Source organism: Elongatibacter sediminis (assembly GCF_037892215.1).
Lineage (GTDB): Bacteria > Pseudomonadota > Gammaproteobacteria > Xanthomonadales > SZUA-36 > Elongatibacter > Elongatibacter sediminis.
Map to the genome: position 1 here is coordinate 463897 of NZ_JAZHOG010000001.1, position 17245 is coordinate 481141.

General features: G+C 62.5%; 13 protein-coding genes. 5 read left to right on the top strand and 8 right to left on the bottom strand.

Features of this window, described 5'->3' with window-relative positions:
* Window positions 1-24: 24 nt before the first annotated feature.
* Both ppk2 and V3330_RS01810 read right to left on the bottom strand, forming a co-directional pair.
* A complete protein-coding gene (gene ppk2 / locus V3330_RS01805; protein ID WP_354693666.1) occupies window positions 25-1035 on the bottom strand; it encodes a polyphosphate kinase 2 in 1011 nt (336 codons plus the stop codon).
* Window positions 1036-1251: 216 nt separating this feature from the next.
* Window positions 1252-2217: a potassium channel beta subunit family protein gene (locus V3330_RS01810; protein ID WP_354693667.1), complete on the bottom strand. Its 966-nt coding sequence runs from the start codon at window positions 2215-2217 to the stop codon at window positions 1252-1254.
* 258 nt (window positions 2218-2475) lie between these two features.
* Here V3330_RS01810 and V3330_RS01815 point away from each other — a divergent pair, with 258 nt between their 5' ends.
* Window positions 2476-3882 (top strand): M20/M25/M40 family metallo-hydrolase, encoded by a 1407-nt coding sequence (locus tag V3330_RS01815; protein ID WP_354693668.1) that lies wholly within the window; start codon window positions 2476-2478, stop codon window positions 3880-3882.
* A 110-nt stretch (window positions 3883-3992) separates the two neighbouring features.
* Here V3330_RS01815 and V3330_RS01820 read toward each other — a convergent pair whose 3' ends face one another.
* The 6 genes from V3330_RS01820 to V3330_RS01845 form a co-directional block, all read right to left on the bottom strand.
* Window positions 3993-4451 (bottom strand): hypothetical protein, encoded by a 459-nt coding sequence (locus tag V3330_RS01820; protein ID WP_354693669.1) that lies wholly within the window; start codon window positions 4449-4451, stop codon window positions 3993-3995.
* Between the two features lie 35 nt (window positions 4452-4486).
* On the bottom strand, window positions 4487-5029 hold the full coding sequence (locus tag V3330_RS01825; protein ID WP_354693670.1) for a YybH family protein: 543 nt from the start codon (window positions 5027-5029) through the stop codon (window positions 4487-4489).
* Between the two features lie 162 nt (window positions 5030-5191).
* Window positions 5192-6025: an STING domain-containing protein gene (locus V3330_RS01830; RefSeq protein WP_354693671.1), complete on the bottom strand. Its 834-nt coding sequence runs from the start codon at window positions 6023-6025 to the stop codon at window positions 5192-5194.
* Window positions 6026-6063: 38 nt separating this feature from the next.
* Window positions 6064-9999 carry a hypothetical protein gene (locus V3330_RS01835; protein WP_354693672.1) on the bottom strand — a complete coding sequence of 1312 codons (3936 nt, stop codon included), beginning with the start codon at window positions 9997-9999 and terminating at the stop codon, window positions 6064-6066.
* Window positions 10000-10094: 95 nt separating this feature from the next.
* Complete coding sequence (locus V3330_RS01840) at window positions 10095-11036, bottom strand: MBL fold metallo-hydrolase (RefSeq protein WP_354693673.1); 942 nt, start codon at window positions 11034-11036, stop codon at window positions 10095-10097.
* Window positions 11037-11073: 37 nt separating this feature from the next.
* The gene (locus V3330_RS01845; RefSeq protein ID WP_354693674.1) at window positions 11074-11799 is read right to left on the bottom strand and encodes a uracil-DNA glycosylase family protein; all 726 of its coding nucleotides are present in this window, start codon (window positions 11797-11799) and stop codon (window positions 11074-11076) included.
* Window positions 11800-12058: 259 nt separating this feature from the next.
* Between V3330_RS01845 and V3330_RS01850 the strand changes: the two genes are divergently transcribed.
* The 4 genes from V3330_RS01850 to V3330_RS01865 all read left to right on the top strand — a co-directional run bounded on the left by V3330_RS01850 (window position 12059) and on the right by V3330_RS01865 (window position 17184).
* Window positions 12059-15187, top strand: a complete 3129-nt coding sequence (locus V3330_RS01850; protein ID WP_354693675.1) for a WD40/YVTN/BNR-like repeat-containing protein — start codon at window positions 12059-12061, stop codon at window positions 15185-15187.
* A 209-nt stretch (window positions 15188-15396) separates the two neighbouring features.
* Window positions 15397-15978, top strand: a complete 582-nt coding sequence (locus V3330_RS01855; RefSeq protein WP_354693676.1) for a ferritin-like domain-containing protein — start codon at window positions 15397-15399, stop codon at window positions 15976-15978.
* Window positions 15979-15982: 4 nt separating this feature from the next.
* Window positions 15983-16453 (top strand): c-type cytochrome, encoded by a 471-nt coding sequence (locus V3330_RS01860; RefSeq protein ID WP_354693677.1) that lies wholly within the window; start codon window positions 15983-15985, stop codon window positions 16451-16453.
* Between the two features lie 2 nt (window positions 16454-16455).
* Complete coding sequence (locus V3330_RS01865; RefSeq protein ID WP_354693678.1) at window positions 16456-17184, top strand: RNA polymerase sigma factor; 729 nt, start codon at window positions 16456-16458, stop codon at window positions 17182-17184.
* Window positions 17185-17245 lie beyond the last annotated feature (61 nt).

The following is a 17245-nucleotide window of genomic DNA, read 5'->3' on the forward strand; positions in this document are numbered from 1 at the left end:
ATTACCGGGCCCGGCATTCCCCGATCATTCCGACTTCCTGTACGGCCAGGCATCCAGGTGAATGTCTTCTCTCAAAACCTGGGCGGGCGAGCCGACGATCAGGGGATCCGCTCCAACCACCACGTCGTGATACTTGTCGGTGTAGTTCAGGCTGCCCAGGAAGTGCTGCATGCAATTCAGCCTGGCGCGCTTTTTGTCGTCCGACTTCACAATCGTCCAGGGACAGGCCGCCGTGTCGGTGTAGAAGAACATCGCCTCCTTGGCCTGGGTATATTCCGGCCACAAGTGGATGGAGGCCTCGTCGACCGGGCTCATTTTCCATTGCTTGAGCGGATCGCGTTTGCGCGCCATGAATCGTTTCTGTTGTTCCTTTCGGGTGACTGAAAACCAGTACTTGATCAGGATCGTGTCCGAGTTGACCAGCATGCGTTCGAATTCCGGGCACTGACGCATGAATTCCAGGTATTCGTGCGAGTCACAAAAACCCATGACACGCTCGACGCCTGCCCGGTTGTACCAGGACCGGTCCAGAAAAAGAATCTCGCCACGAGTTGGCAGATGCTGAATATAGCGCTGGAAATACCATTGGCCCCTTTCGCGTTCCGTGGGCTTTTCCAGGGCCACCACCTTGGCGGCGCGAGGATTGAGGTGCTCCATGAACCGCTTGATCGTGCCGCCCTTGCCGGCCGCGTCCCTGCCTTCGAAGATCACCACGATTTTCTGGCCGGTCTTCTTGACCCAACTCTGCACCTTCAGCAACTCGGTTTGCAGCCTGGTCTTTTCCTCTTCGTAAACCGAACGTTCGATTCGATCGAGGTAAGGATATTTGCCTTCCCTGAACAGCCGCCCGATCGCGCTGGGATTGCGGCGTATCTTGCGCGAAATGCTGGGTATGTATTCACCGCCCAGATAATGATCGAAACCGTCATTGGCTCCCGGAGCATCCGGCGACACGGGCGCATCGGCCTCGCACATTTCCTCCGCCACCTTGCCGGGCGCGCCTTCTTCCGAGATGGTACGTTCCGTTTTCTGCACGTCGTTCGCCCGTCCGTTTTATTGCAAATCAATATTTCAGTATATCAATTAAAATCTGGCAACATATTGATCCAGAACAACTTCTTGCCACGCAAAACTCTGGCTGGCAAAGGGAAGATTCGCGGGCTGAGTCGCCACGGATGTCATTGCCCCGAGAAGCCGCGGACAATGGCGAGGGAACCGAGTAATGCGAACATCGCCACCGCTGCCAGCCCTTCAGTGTCCGGTCACGATCGAGTCGATCCTATCCATCACCGCCGGCGTGAACGCCGAAGTGAACTCCAGCGCTTTCATATTCTCGCGCACCTGCTCGACCCGGCTGGCGCCGGTAATGACACTGCTGACGTAGGGATTCTGCAGGCACCATGCGAGTGCAAATTGGGACAGGGTGGCTCCCATCTCCTCAGCCACCGGTCGCAGCGCCTCGACACGGGCAAGTTTCTCCGCATCGGTGAGCCGGTCCTGAAGCCAGTCGTAGCCTGACAGGGAACCACGGCTGCCCGCGGGGATGCCATCACGGTACTTACCGGTCAATAGACCCGAGGCGAGCGGACTCCAGGTTGTCGATCCAAAGCCGTATTCGCCGTATACGCGCTCATACTCCGGGGCAAAACGATGACGTTCGAACAGGTTGTACACCGGTTGCTCAACGATGGGCCTGTGGAGGTGATGTCGATCCGCAATTTCGAGTGCGGCGACGATCTCCGCGGCATCCCATTCGGATGTGCCCCAGTACATTGCCTTGCCCCGCTCGATAATGCTGTGCATGGCCCGCACGGTTTCCTCAATGGGCGTCGCCGGATCCGACCGATGGCAGTACAGGATATCCACGTAGTCCAGGTCCAGGCGTTCAAGCGAACCGTCGATGCCCTCCATCAGGTATTTTCTGTTCAACGTGTTCTTTTCGTTGGGTCCTTCCTCAATACCCCAGTAAAGCTTGGTCGACACCAGATAACTGCCCCGGCGCCAGTCCAATTTTTTCAACGCCCGGCCCATAATCTCTTCCGACTTCCCGCCGGCGTACACTTCCGCGTTGTCGAAAAAGTTGACGCCGGCGTCGTAGGCGGCCGCCATCATTGTCGTGGCGTCCTCGACACCGGACTGTGTGTGAAAAGTCACCCAGGACCCAAAAGACAGTTCACTGACTTGGATTCCGGCGCTACCGACGTGGCGATACCTCATGGTCCCTCCGGGGATTTGAAAGACTACGTCTACCGAGGCTAACAGACGGTCCTCCCGTTTACACCAGCCAGCGGCACGGAGGTCATGCGTTTCAGCACCGCCGAATCCGAACCCGGGTTTATCGGTACGCGACCACTGGCAACACCAGCTTGAGTGCTTTTCCAAGTCTTGGGCAAAGGTCTGGTAAGGTATCCGGCGCGCAGGCTGTTCAGCCCCCCAGGGGCAGAACCCGAACCATTGAAAACAAGGACCGAAAACGTGCACCCGAACCCCAAGAGCATTGCCCTGGCCCTGCTGCTGTCCAGCGTGTCCGGCGCAGCCGCCGCCGATGCGGACCGGAATTCCGAGCACGCCCGCAAGGCTCTGGACATTTACCGCACCATCGTCGAAATCGACACTTCGAAGCGCACAGGAAACACGCCCAGAGTGGCGCATTTCCTGGCCGATGAACTGAAGGCCGCCGGCTTTCCGGAACGCGACGTGGAGGTCATTCGTCTCGACGACCTCGCCGCACTGGTTGTCCGCTACCGCGGCGACGGCTCATCGGGGGAAAAACCGATCCTGTTTCTCGGACACATGGACGTGGTGGAAGCCTATGCCGAGGACTGGGAACGCCCGCCGTTCGAGCTGACTTCAGACGACACCTTTTTCTACGGGCGCGGCACCATCGACAACAAGTTCGGTGTCGCGCAACTGACCTCGACCTTCATCCGGCTTAAAAAAGAGGGTTTCGTGCCGAACCGCGACCTGTTCCTGGCCTTTTCGGGTGACGAGGAAAGTGGAATGCGCACCACCCGTTTACTCGCCTACGACCGTCCGGACCTGGCGACCGCCGAATACGCCCTGAATTCCGATGCCGGCGGCGGCGCTCTGGACGAACACGGCCAGGCCATCACCTACAACATCCAGTCGGCGGAGAAGACCTACGCCACCTGGGAAATCACCGCCTACAACCCGGGCGGTCACAGCTCGCGCCCGCGAGCCGACAATGCCATCTACGACCTGGCCGATGCGATCAGGAAAATCCAGGCTTTCCGCTTTCCGGTGCGCTACAGCGACATGACACGGCGCTACTTCCAAATCGCCGGCGAGCAGAAAGGCGGGGAACTCGGAGCGGCCATGCTGGCTTTCGCCGCCGACCCCGAGGACCCGGACGCGGCCGAACGCCTGTCCCGCGAGCCGGCGTACGTGGGCACCACGCGCACCACCTGCGTGGTGACCATGTTGCGGGCCGGCCATGCTGAAAACGCCCTGCCCCAATCAGCGACCGCCACGGTCAACTGCCGTATTTTTCCGGGCGTTCCGGTCGCCGAGGTGGAACAGACCCTGCGGCGGGTAGTCGGCAACGACGCCATCGCTTTCAAATCGATTTATGAACCGACTGAAAGCCCGGTCTCCGAACCGCGCGAGGATGTTCTGGACGCGGTGGCGACAGCGCTCGAAGCCCGTTATCCCGATGTTCCGCTGGTGCCGTACATGGAATCCGGCGGTACCGACGGTATGCATTACCGCAATGCCGGCATCCCCACCTGGGCCATCAGCGGCGCCTTCATGAACCCCAACGACATGTATGCGCACGGCTTGAACGAGCGCGCCCCCATCAAGGCGTTTTACGGCGCGCTGGACCACTGGAGCATCATCATCCGTGAACTGGCCGGCCCATAACGGGCCGGGCGCAAGCCCGTTGCCTGGCGATTGAAGCAAAGCCTGCGACCGGGCGTGGATGACGACGAAGGCCGGCGGTACGGCCTGGGTTGTGGGAATGAAGTTTCAATTCAGGAACCCCGTGCAAACAGGTAACCGACGATCATTCCGGCCATCATGCCCACGGGTGCGCCGATCAGGGGTCCCAGCAGCAATTCGAGGCCGTGGGGCCAACCGGGATAAGTCATCGAGGGCAGGTAATGCGGCCAGAACTCGAGATTGGCGGCGATAAGAACCAGCACGATCCCGCCTGCGCCACCAACGGCAACCGCGAAACCCGTTTGCCGGAAACGGCCCAGCCACCAGCCCAGGCCCAGAATCACGGCCATCAGCAGCACGGGGGCGAGCGACAACAATCCGGTGACCAAAAGGTTCAGCCGCGGTGCACCCATTTGATGCACCAGGGCCGTGAAGAGTTCTCCAGCCCCCATCCCACTGAATACACCGACCAGTGCGAATACCGTGGCCGGCGTGACGGCAGCGACCACAACCGTCGCCAACAAAACCCGGGTCATGCGTCCTTTCTTCATCAGTTTCCCCCTCAAACCGCCCGGCCCGCGGGCACTCAATCACCTGTTTTACAGCCGCCCGAAACGGGTTCGGGCGGACGGCACGCCGCCGCCGGGCCGTGACAGCCCAGGGTGGTGAACACTTCGGAACGCAGCAACCAGCCACCGTCTTCGGAACGCTGCCAGCGGGCCGCGAACACCCCGCTGTAATGCCCTGCCTCGCCTTCCACGGTCTGATCGCAAACCCAGCGCCCGGTCTCCTGGGCCAGGCCCCATTCGACATTGACCGACACCTGTTCGGGTGTGCGACGACAGCTGAACGAGGGATCGCTGGCAAAGGTGCTTTCCCACAAATCCAGATGCGTCGAACGGCCGTTGAAGCGGTCACCGCGCCCGGTGATGAGCAGAAAGTCCGGCGCGAACAGACCGGACATGGCGGCCGCATCCCGTCGTTCTATAGCATCATTGTATCGGCCCCGTGTTTCGATGATCTCCTCACGGGCCTGCGCAACGCCCGAAGCGCCCGGCAGGGCCGGCACGGGGAACACCGAGGCGATACCGAAAACCAGGAAGGACAGATGGAATCGTGAGCGGATCATGATTTTCACCGGGCTGCTGCAGGCGGGGCAGGTCTGTCATCTTATCCAATATTCAGCTTGCGCTCCTTCTGCAAGAGGCGCACGTTCGACAGGCTTTCGCCGCATTTAATCCAGGAAGACGATCACGCGAACCATCGTGGCCGCCAGAGCGTCTCCAGCCGATCAGCTGTTGCGGTAATCCTCGAGTTCCTGCTCGAGCTTGTCGACCTCCCCCGACACGCGCCGCGAGAAGTCCTGAACGCTGTCACTGCGCACGAAGCGCAGGTTCCCGAACGACTCCTGCGGCATATAGGACTGGATCGCATCCATGAAGTAGCCGGCCAACCGGTCGAAACGCTGGCGGGCCCAGCCCGCATCAGGCAGCTGGCCGACGGGTGTATTGGCTTCCAGTTCCAGCACCTTGGTCAGTGAGCGCATCGTGGTCGGAACGTCCACGTACAGCGGCAACGGCTCGGGCAGGTTCTTGCGCTGCACCAGGAAGGAATGCCGCGCGAACGACCCGTCCGTGCGTGCATCCGCCAGGGAAAATCCCTCGCGTTTCAAAAAGGACTGGAATGTTTTCCAGTAAATTTCCGGCTGTTCCACCAACTCGTAGGAAGGAATGATGATGAGGATACGGAAGTGCGCGTGCTGTTCGATGCAATGCGTGATCAGATGGCGAATGAAATTCTGGTAGTAACCATATGCCAACGACTCAATCGCGATACGGCGCATGTCGGGCATTTTGAACAGGTAGATCAGCGAGACTGAAACGGCCGCGGCCGCCAGCGACATGAAGACTCCGGCCACCGTGTCGTTGGAGGCGAACGCGCCGAACTCCCGCAACAGCGGTTCCAGGATGCTGCCGTCCACGAGATTCCGCAGTGCGGCGGCAATCGCGGACTCGTTTCCCGAATCCACGTACAGCGCCGACAACAGCACCAGCACGAAGAACGCCGCCGCCAACACCAGCACGACAGCCCAGAACCCCAGTGATGCCTGCACGCGCCGGAACATGGTTCAAGTATACCGGGTTGACACGCGCCGGAACCTGTTCATTCCTCAAAGCCATCCTCGAAAAACTCCTCACCCGGATCGTTGAACGTGACCGTTATCACCTGGCTGTCGGCGACTGTTCCAGCCGCATCCGTCACCCGAACCTCAATCGACTGACCAATCAGACCGGCCGGGTCGACACCGTTCGCGACCCCGACCATGAGAAGACTGCCGGCCTGCACGCCGGCGTCCGGGTTACCGGCAACCACGAGCGTGTCGTCGTCGGACTCCACCCGCCACAGCAGGGCGCCAGTGCCCACATTGGAAATTGACACCACCGCCCGCGGCGTTTCCGCGTCGAGCGCGACCAGGGACGGCGCGACCGCGACCACGGGTTCCGGCGCGACCATCGGTGCTGTCGTCGTCGGGTCCAGCGGTGAGCCGTCGGTTCCGTCCGGTTCGCCATCGCCATCGGAATCCGCATTGGCGGGATCCGTGATCCATCCACCCGTGCCGGCGATCTCGTCCGCATCTTCAATACCGTCGCCGTCGGAATCCGCGACCTGTGGATTGGTTTCACGGTCAAATTCCTCACCGTTGCTAACGCCGTCCGATTCGGCATCACTGTCCGCGTCGTCCATGGCCGGATTGAGGCCGTTGTCGGATTCCCAGGCGCTGGGCATACCGTCGTCGTCGGGGTCGAATACATCTCCGCTGACCCGCAACAGGCCGAACGCCCCGAAATACCGGCCCGGATCATCGACCGAAGTCGATCGGGTGACGATCTCGAGAGGTATGCGAATCGCGTCGTCCAGGGGACCCGTATAGGTAACCTGCCAACTCAGCACCGTCTCGTCCGCTCCACTGTCCACCGTTCCATCGTTCGCCGCGAGTGCGCCGCCGGGCGGTGCCTGGATAACCGAACTGTCGATGTTCAGCGGCGAGACCAGCGGCAGACTCAGTTCCGCCTCCACGCCGGATACGGCCTCCGGCCCCAGGTTGCGGATACGGGCACTGATGATAAACACTTCGTTCATCTGCGTGACTTCGGCCCCTGCAGTGGCCTGCGACACCGGCTCAACACCGCCGATTACGACTGCGCTGTCAAACGTGGAAAACTGCACACCGTCCTCGAACAGGCCAATGCCGGTGCGTACGCCCTCACTAATCGCCAGGAGCCGGTTGAGACTGGCCACGACACGGCCTCGATCTCTCAGATACCCGGGGTCACCTGGCCCGCTGTAGCTCCGGGTCACCACCCGCGACAGCAGAACCATCTGCTGTCCGGCAGCGACGCCAGTGGCCTCCTCCAGCGCAATACCGGTTTGCAACAGGGCGCTCTGCATCTGGCGACCGTTGGCGAACAGTTCGCGGTTGGACGCGGCCAGCGCCATCAGATCATCGAAGTCTGAAGTCGCCTGGCCGATCAGCGGCATGAAGTCCCCCGGCTCGGCGCCATCCACCGATCCGAGCACTACGTCGATGGCATCGGATTGCCAGGCGACGACCAGCAGTCCGGTTTCGGTCTCCAGAGCCAGCAAGGTGTTTTCCAGGCGTTGCGGCACAATGCCGCCCAGCCCGGCCGGCGGCGCACCCTGGGGCTGGTCCGGCGGCGAAACCACGGTGGGAAACACCGAGCCCGGCAACTGCCCGAAGGCCTTGGCCACTCCGCCTTCCACGCGTTCAGGGACGTCCCAGAATGTGCTGCGCAGTGGCCATCGCCACGCGACCACACCAGAAATGTATTTGCCTATTTTGGCCGCCCATTTGGCTTTCTTGATCAGCGGGATGGCCTCGCCGATGGCCAGCGTGTCCTCGGCCACGTTGAAACCAGCGCTGATATCCATAGCGAACTGCGCGCTGCTGAGGGACGCATACGAATCGATACCCATTTGCAGCAGTTCGTCCTCGACCCATCCCTTGTTGGTGCTGTAGGTCGGCGGATGGGATGTCCCCCAGGACTCGAACTGGCTTTCTCCCCACGACAGCGCGTGATCAGTCTGATCGGTGTACGCGTTTGGAAGGGTATCGAATACCTCGTCCTGCGCCGATTGGAGCGCCAACTTGACGGCGGCCTTCGCCACGCTGCCAACGGCACCCGCGCCCTGAGAAATAAGGGTGTTCATCACGGTTTCGAACGTCACTTCGATCAATCCGATGGCGAGGTCGGTGTCGGCACTCTGCATACCCGCGAGTTCCAGCACGTTCTTCAGTTCCATCAGGCCGACCTTGAACCAGGCCTTGATCTGCTCCGCGATCTGCGAGATCTGCAGGTCGAAGTTTTCCTTGATGTATTTTTCCATCGCCTGCTTGACTTCGGCGTCGGTGGCCGGCACATCGCTCCAACCGTCGCCGGCGAGCGCGGATACGTCCACACCGGATTCGATCTTGGCCAATTCGTCCTTTTTGTCCTTCAGTTTCGAGCCCGTACCAAATGAGTCCAGCACTTCGTCGATGAAGAATCCGGCGATTTCGCCCAATCCCGTTAGCAGTTGCGCGACGTGCTGCTCGGCGAATCGCGCCCCGTCGCGCGCCGCCCGCTCCGCCAAAACCGCCCGATTCAGTCCTTCGAGCTGAGCGTCGGTAGGACTGCCACTCTCTATCGCGTTGACCTGCAACAGAGCCTGGTTTTCGATGGCCAGGTAGCGGGTGGGCGACAATTCGCTCAGTTCGTTGATCAGCGCCTTCTTCAGGGGAATCGCGTCAATCGGCGACACCGTCAGGTTGGCCGTTTCGCCCACCTGCAGATTGAAGGCATCCGCCGTCGTGAACTGCGTGAACGTCGTTTCGAGCGGATCGGAGCCGGTCACGTACTCTTCGACATTGATGCCGCGCAAGCGCAGCCGGTAGCGCGCGGGGCGCACCACCGGGCGCTGGTTGACGGTAAGGACCTGGAATAGCGGCACGTCGGAGAAGGTGTACAAGCCCGCGTCGTACTCCGGCACCGTATTCATGAAAATGAAGCCGTCCTTGATCGTGTCCAGATAGCTCTGCCACTCGATATCGGTTTCGCCAGGCAGGCGCTCAGCCACGGCGACATTCTGCTGCAGCAGGGACATTTCTCCGAGTGGGCGGAACGGCGGATCCACCAGGTCGAGCGGCAGTGACGAGTCCAGCGTGAACATCACGTCGCCACGCAGCGTTGCGACATCGGCAGGGCCGATTTTCTTGGCGATCTGAAAATGGGGCCGGTTGGTACCCTGATTTTCACAGCCACAGTCCTGCCGGGGACCGTCACGAAATTCCCGCACGTCATACTGGCTCGGCTCCTGGAAGGCGCTGTGAGTGCCACCCGTCACCGGGTAGAATCCCCAAATCATCAGGTTGTCCTGGTAGTCGTAGGTCGCCAGTGACAGGGTCGGCGTGACCGAGGGGCAGAACTCGCCCGCTTGCTCGTTGATCACCAGTTTGCTGGGGACATCAATGCCGGAATCCGTTTCGACCAGCGTAACGTCGGTCGCCACGATACTGCGAAACACGAAGCCCTCGGAGGCCAGGCACCAGCGGATCGAAAACACCACGTCATAAGACGCATAGCGGTTGACTACCCGGCAGTTTGTGGTGGGGAACACCGTACAGGCGCCGGTGAAGTTGGGGCTCTCGTACCAGGTTTCGATATAGGTGCCGGTGTAAGTCTGCACCACTTCCTGGCCGCCGTTGCCCTGGATGTCCCCGACCGACTGATCGGTGAGATTGACGGTCCACACCGCCCGTCCGCTGATCCCCGTCGTCTCGTACAACATGTTCGGCTCGCCAAAGGTGCCGAACGGGGGGTTGTGTACGGAAACCCCCTCCCAGGTGCCGCTGAGGTCGAAAACACCGTAAAGCCGCCCCTGGCAACACAGGGATTTCTCAACCGGTGTTCGGGTGGCTTCTGCCTGAACCTCACCGACCAGGCCAACTATTACGAGGCCCAGCAAAAAGATGTGTTGAAAGCGAAAATGGCCGTTGCCGGTTGATCCGGTCAGCGGCCGCGTAAGGCGATCCAGCGGCATGCTCCTAATCCCCTGTCGGTCTCTCCTTCAACCAGTCTAGCGGATACTGGAGAACCTGCAGACAGGAAAACACAGGTCGAAAGCCAGTCGCATGCTCAGGGTAATGGAATGCACTGCAGGTCCCGGGCGAGCGTCAGCCGGCCCTTGTAATCCGCGCGGACCCGGGCAACTCCCACATCCCGGTCCTTCAGGCTGCGCGCCATGAAATGACTCAAGACCAGGTGGCGAACTCTTGCCCCGGTGGCCAGCCCGGCGATTTTCGAGGGGCGGGCGTGGAGCGTCGCCGCGGCCTTGCCAGCACTCTCGGGAATGGGAAAAGGCATGACCAGCAGATCGGCATCCCGGGTGAATTCCAGGAAACCGGGAGAATCGAGGTTCTGGTCGCCGCTGACGACAATCCGCCGGCCAGCGGCGGACAGTCGGTAGGCCAGCGTCGGAACCGGGCCGTGGTGAACGCCGATGGCCTCGATGCGCAGCCCGTCCCGATCCCTCACCGTCACCGGCGAATCGCTGGCATGCGCCACGGTCTTCGCTTGCAAGCCGAACATGCCCTCGCTGCCGTCGAGCAGGCCGGCCAGGTAACCGAACGCACCGCCCTGCGCATCGAACAGGCGGTTCAGGAAAGGCTCGATACCGGGAAAACGCCCGGCACCGTCCGGACCACTGATGGCCAGAATGCGTTCGCGGTCCGAAAAATACGCGCCCTTGAGCAGAGCCGGCAGATCGGCCACGTGGTCGGTGTGCAGGTGGGTGATGGCGATCAGGTCCAGTTCGTCCAGGGTCGCGCCGGCTTCGCCGAAGCGGAGGAAAATGCCGCCACCCGCATCGATCAGCACCCGGGCCCGGCCATCCGCCCACAGCAGGTATCCGGATGATGCCCGGCCGTCATCGGCCACCGGCCCGCCCGAACCCAGCACCTGCAATGCAGGCTCATTTTCAGCGCACGCCGCGGCCCCGGCCGCGGCGGGAGCAGGGAATCCGGCCATCACCGCCCCCAACAGCACCGCTCCGACAATTTTCGCCAAAGAATCGCCCATCGTGCGCCTCCTGATCTCTTCGGGTTTCATCCTTCAATCATTCGAACTCGACACCAAGATCGGCCAGCTGCTGTTCCGCCTGATGCTGCCAGCCCCGGTTGGCCACCGGGGAAGCGGGGCTGGGATGCAGGATACGTCCGATGCGCACACCGGTCGCGTCGAGAGCGGCCCGGGCGCGGTCTTCGGCAAACTTGCCAATGCCAATCACCAGCCCCGGCCGCAATACTTCGACCGTCCGGCGCAGCGCTTCATCGCATGCGGCAAAAAGGGGACGCCGTTCCGCGACCGGCAATTTGTCGGGTGTTCGATTCCGGCCCGATGCTTCCATGAACATCAATGGACAGTAATTGGCGACAAAGAAGTGCGAGAAAAATCGTTCTGGCGTCGCATAACGCGCCTGCGCCCAGGCCCAGAAGCGCTGACCGCTGACTTCCTCGCGTTGCACGCCGAATCCGAGCACCGGACGTTTCGGATGCTCGTCCGCCGGTTTTGCAACCCGCTCGTCCAGCCCCATCCAGTCGCGCGCCGCGCTGATCGTACCGAAGGGTACGCCAGTCTGCGCCATGCCCCAGGGACCGGGATTCATGCCCAGAAAAAGGGCCGGCACCGGACCCCGGCAAGCGAGTTGGAGATAGCCCTCGACCGCCTCCCGCGCATAGCTCAGGGGATTGTAGACATGGGTCACGGGCGGACCGAAGCCCAGTTCGCCGACGGCCTGGCCGAGTTCACGGAAAATCTGCTTGAGCGGATCTGAAGAAGCCATCGCGCCATGGTACCGGCCGGGCACGGAAAGCGGCACCCGCAGTGGCCGCGATAAGGGCCATGACCCCAATTTTTTCCGCCTTTTCTTGGACCTGTGGCCGGCGTGTCTGCTATTAACTCTATTCACATCAATGACATTGGCGGGACCGGGCAGGCCAACCGCCCTGGTTCACCTGCGGAGGACGATTTTCATGCAAGAGATGTGCACGCCCGACCAAACCGCCCCGGCATCCCCAAGGCACAGTCGCCACCCAGGCTTTTTGAGCGGTCTCGCGACCGTCCTTCTCGCTCTGTGCGGGGCACTGACGACCACCGGGTTGTGGGCACAGACCTTTGACCAGGAACTGCTCGAAGCCCTGGAATGGCGCAACGTCGGGCCCCATCGGGGCGGCCGGGTCACCACCGTGACCGGCGTGCCCTCGCAGCCCTTCACGTTCTACATGGGTGCCACCGGCGGCGGCGTATGGAAGACCACCGACGGCGGTGAGAACTGGAACAACATTTCCGACGGTTTCTTCAAAACCGGGTCGGTCGGCGCCATCGCGGTCTCCCTGTCCGACCCGAATGTCATCTACGTGGGCATGGGCGAGCACTGCGTGCGTGGCGTCACCACCTCGCACGGGGACGGCGTCTACAAATCGACCGATGGCGGCCGCACCTGGCGGCACCTGGGACTGGAGGCGACGCGGCACATTTCGCAGGTCCGCATTCATCCCGACAACCCGGACATCGTCTATGTTGGCGCGCAGGGGAGCCCGTGGGGCGCGCATGAGGAACGCGGTGTCTACCGCTCGACGGACGGCGGCGCCACCTGGGAGCGTGTTCTGCACGTGAACGAAAACACCGGCGTCAACGACCTGGTCATGGATCCCAACAACCCCCGCATCCTGTATGCGGCCCAGTGGGAACACGTGCGCAAGCCCTGGCACGGCTATCAGCTTTCCAGCGGCGGCCCGGGTTCGGGTCTGTACCGGTCAACCGATTCCGGTGATACCTGGCAGCGGCTGGAAAACGGTTTTCCCGAACCGGCCGGAAAATTCGCGGTCACCGTATCGGCCGCCGACAGCGACCGTGTCTATGCGCTGGTCGAGGCGAAACCGGGCGACAGCGGCGTGTACCGCTCCGACGATGGCGGCTCCAACTGGTCTCAGGTCAATGACCTGCACGTGATGACCGAGCGCTCGGCCTACTACATGCACATTTTCGCCGACCCGGCGGACCGTGAAACGGTGTACGTGCTCAACGCGCCCATGTTCAAGTCCACCGATGGCGGCAAGACCTACAAACGTGTCGCGACTCCGCACGGCGACAATCACGATCTGTGGATCCATCCCGAACACCCCGACTGGATGGTTCAGGCCAACGATGGTGGCGCCAATGTCTCCTTCGACGGCGGACAATCCTGGAGCACCCAGACCAACCAGCCGACCGCCCAGTTCTACCGGGTCATCACCGACAATCAGTTCCCGTACAACCTGTACGCCGGCCAGCAGGACAATTCGACGGTCCGCATCCAAAGCCGGGATTTCGATGGCGGCATCGGCTGGAAGGACTGGAACGCGATCGGCGGCGGCGAGAGTGCCCACGTGGCTTTCGACCCCGACAACCCGGTTCTGGTGTATGCCGGCAGTTACCAGGGCCGCATCACCGAGTACGACGCGCCCACCGGCATGACCCGCAACGTGATGCGTTACCCGCAACGCACCGCTTTCCGGCCCGGCGAGGACTACCCCTACCGCTTCAACTGGAATGCGCCCATTTTGGCTTCGCAGCACGACCCGTCCGTGATTTACCACGGCGCACAGGTTCTGCTCAAATCAACCGATCGCGGCCACAGCTGGTCCGAGATCAGTCCCGACCTGACCCGCAACGAACCGGACAAGCAGGGCATCGTCCTCGGCGACTTCACCTTCGAGGGGACCGGCGGCGAGATGTACAACACCATTTTCTATATCGCCGAGTCACCGCACGCAGCCGGTGAAATCTGGGCCGGAACCGACGACGGGCGCATTCACCTGACCCGCGACGAGGGCGCGAACTGGACGGAGATCACACCGCGCGGCCTGGGCGAACGCCAGATCAACATGATCGAGATTTCCCCGCACCGTGCCGGCAAGGCTTACGCGGTCGCCACCGGATACAAATCGAACGACTTCACTCCGTATGTGTATCGGACCGACGATTTCGGGCGCTCCTGGGACCGGGTCGACTCGGGGATTCCCGAGGATGATTTCGTGCGGGTCGTGCGCGAGGACACCGAACGCGAGGGCCTGCTGTTCGCGGGCAGCGAAACCTCGCTGTACGTATCATTCGACGACGGCGCCCACTGGCAAAGCCTGCAACGCAATCTGCCGCACGTTCCGGTGACGGACCTTCGCGTGCACGAGGACGACCTGGTGGCCGCCACCCAGGGCCGCGCCTTCTGGATTCTTGATGACATCGGCCCGCTGCGGCAGTTGGACGGGACATCGGCCACGGCCGCCGCCCACCTGTTCGCTCCCAGCCCCACCGAGCGGGTGACCGTACAATCCTGGCGCGGCGGCGAACCGGGCGCCAACCCTCCTACCGGAACGCTGATCTACTACGCGCTGGCCGAAGGAGCCGCAGACAACGCCGACACGGTCCGTCTCGAAATTCTCGACGCCGAAGGCCGCGTCCTCAACACCTTCGGAACGGAAAGTCCGGTGGAGCGCGAAGAACGTCTGGTCGCATGGTTCCGCAACGATCAACCCCGTACGCCGTTACAGACCCGAGCCGGCCTGAACCGGTTCGTCTGGGACTGGCGGGTGGCTGATCTGCCGGACTACCCGGAGTTGTCCACCTGGCGCGGCCCCCGCTCCTACCGGGTGGCGCCCGGCACCTACCAGGCGCGCCTGACCGTGGGCGACCGCGTGATGACCCAATCCTTCGAGGTCCTCGATGATCCGCGCGCGCCAGCCCCGGCATCGGCGCACCGGGCCAAGCAATCGTTGCTGGCGGCGGTGCACCGCGACGCGGATGCCGCCCAGCGGGCGGTCGAAACGCTGAAACGGATTCGGGACAAGAACCGACAGTTGATGGAGTTGGCCGGAGATGAGGATCTGAATCGTGCGGGCGAGGCCGTAAACGCACGCATCAGCGCATGGCTCGAAGCCGTTATTGAAGAGGACAACCCGCACTACATCGATCCGCTGCACTCCTCCCGGCGCCTGGACTTCAACCTGGTCGGCCTGTTGGGCATGGCCGACAACATGATTCCGCCGTTGACCGCAGGCATGCAGGAACGCATCGAAGCCGTGCGGGCGCAGTGGTCGACGCAGCATGCCGAGTACCGGCGCATTCTCGACGAGGACCTGGCCGCATTCAACCGGGAAGCGGCAGACCACGCCATGCCCGCCATCGAGCCCTGATTCGGGCACCGGTTTCATGACGCGCGGGCCGTAGGCGGCCCGCGTCATACCCGCGGTTCTTCGCCCCGCCGCACCCGCGGCGGCACGAATTCGCATTTCCCGGGAACCTTTTCCGGCCTGGATGCATTTATGGGATACACCCGCACGGAATCGGCCAGCGGCCGTTTCCGGCAATAACCCGTGATGTAGATGAAATCCAGGAGACCGAAATGCACACCGATTCCAAGTCCACTCGCGCCGTCGCCCTGCCCCGGCGCCAGTTTCTGTTCCAATCAGCCGCCACGGTACTGTCGGGTACGGCCATCGCCCTGCTGGCCGGAAAACCGGCTCTGGCCCGCGCGGCCGGCGACGACAAGGCCGCTTCCGATGTCCGAATACTGAATACGGCACTGGCTGCCGAGCGCGAAGCGGTTGCCGCGTACGGCGTCGGCGCCGAAAGTGGCCTGCTCAGCCAGGGCGTACTCGGCGTGGCCGTGACGTTCCAGGGCCATCACAAGGAACACGCAGACGTGTTGGCTTCGACCATTCGGGACCTCGGCGGCTCGGTGGCGGAACCGGTCAAAAGCCACAATTTTCCCGTGGATCAACTCAAGTCGGAAGCCGACGTACTGAAATTCGCCGCATCACTTGAGCGGGGCGCGGTCAGCGCCTACGCCGGCGCCATTCCCCTGTTCGACAACCGCGACCTGTCCAAGGCCGCGGCCAGCATTCTGGCCGACGAAGCCATGCACTGGGCAGTCCTGCGCCAGGCGCTGGGCCTCGATCCGGTTCCGGGTGCGTTCTTTTCCTGAGCCCATGCGCACTCCTGCGAAGCAAAGCACCGCCAGGCGTTCCGGGCCATCATTGGCCCGGAACGCACCGGTACTGTTGCTGACATGCCTGCTCGCGGGCCCGGCGACACTGTTCGCGAGCACGGTTAATGAAGACGCGGCGTTCGGCGATGCGGCCAGGGGCGAGGAAATTTACCAACAATGCGCCGGCTGCCATTCCCTGAGCTATAATCGTACGGGTCCGAAGCATTGCGGTATCATGGGCCGGCGCGCCGGCGGCGTAAACGATTACGTTTATTCCGACGCCATGCGCCGGTCTGATCTTGTCTGGACCCGGGAAACCCTCGACCGCTTCCTCGCCAATCCGGGGGCCGTGGTTCCGGGCACGACGATGGGCTACGCCGGCATCGCCAGCGATCAAAACCGCCGCGACCTGATCGCCTTTCTCGAATCCGCCGGCGAATCGCCCGAACACTGCGGCCTCACCGAGGACTGAACATGCCCGACCCCCAAGCCTCAGAACACGCCCGCCCCGGTCACGATGCCAGCTACGACCCCGGCCGGCAGGATGACCTCGAGGCTGTCGAGCAGATTCTGGCCGGTGAGGAAACGGCGTATGCCCAGATCATGCGCCGACACAACCAACGAATGTTCCGGGCCGCCCGCAGCATCCTGTCCGACGACGATGTCGCGCAGGACGCGGTACAGGAAGCTTACATCAAGGCATTTTACCGGTTGGAAAGCTACCGTCCGACCGGAAGCTTCGCCGCCTGGCTGACCCGGATCGCCGTCAACGAGGCCCTCATGATCAAACGGAAGAACCCTCACTATCAGGCCCACGGTGAGAACGAACCCGAGGCGGCCGGACACCCGGTACCCTCAGCGGCCGCAACGCGGGCAGACCCTGCCGACCGCGCCGCGAACATCGAGCTGGCGGGTCTCATCGAACGCGCCATCGACCGGCTGCCGCTGGAGTTCCGCACGGTATTCGTTCTACGCGCCATTCAGCAGCTCAGTGTGCGGGAAACCGCGGAAAGCGTGGGCATCAATGAAGCCACGGTCAAGACCCGCCTACATCGTGCGCGCAAGCTGATGAAAGAAGTTCTGGACCGCCACATCGCCGATGCCGGCCTGGGCGTTTACGAGTTCGCCGGCCGCCGTTGCGACCGGATGGTCGCGACCGTTCTGGCCCGCCTCGCTGCACGGCACCAGTCGCCGGGACGCTGAATCGCTTACCGGACGGGTTTCGGCCCGCAGAACCGGATCGGGACCGGGTATGGAAAGAGCC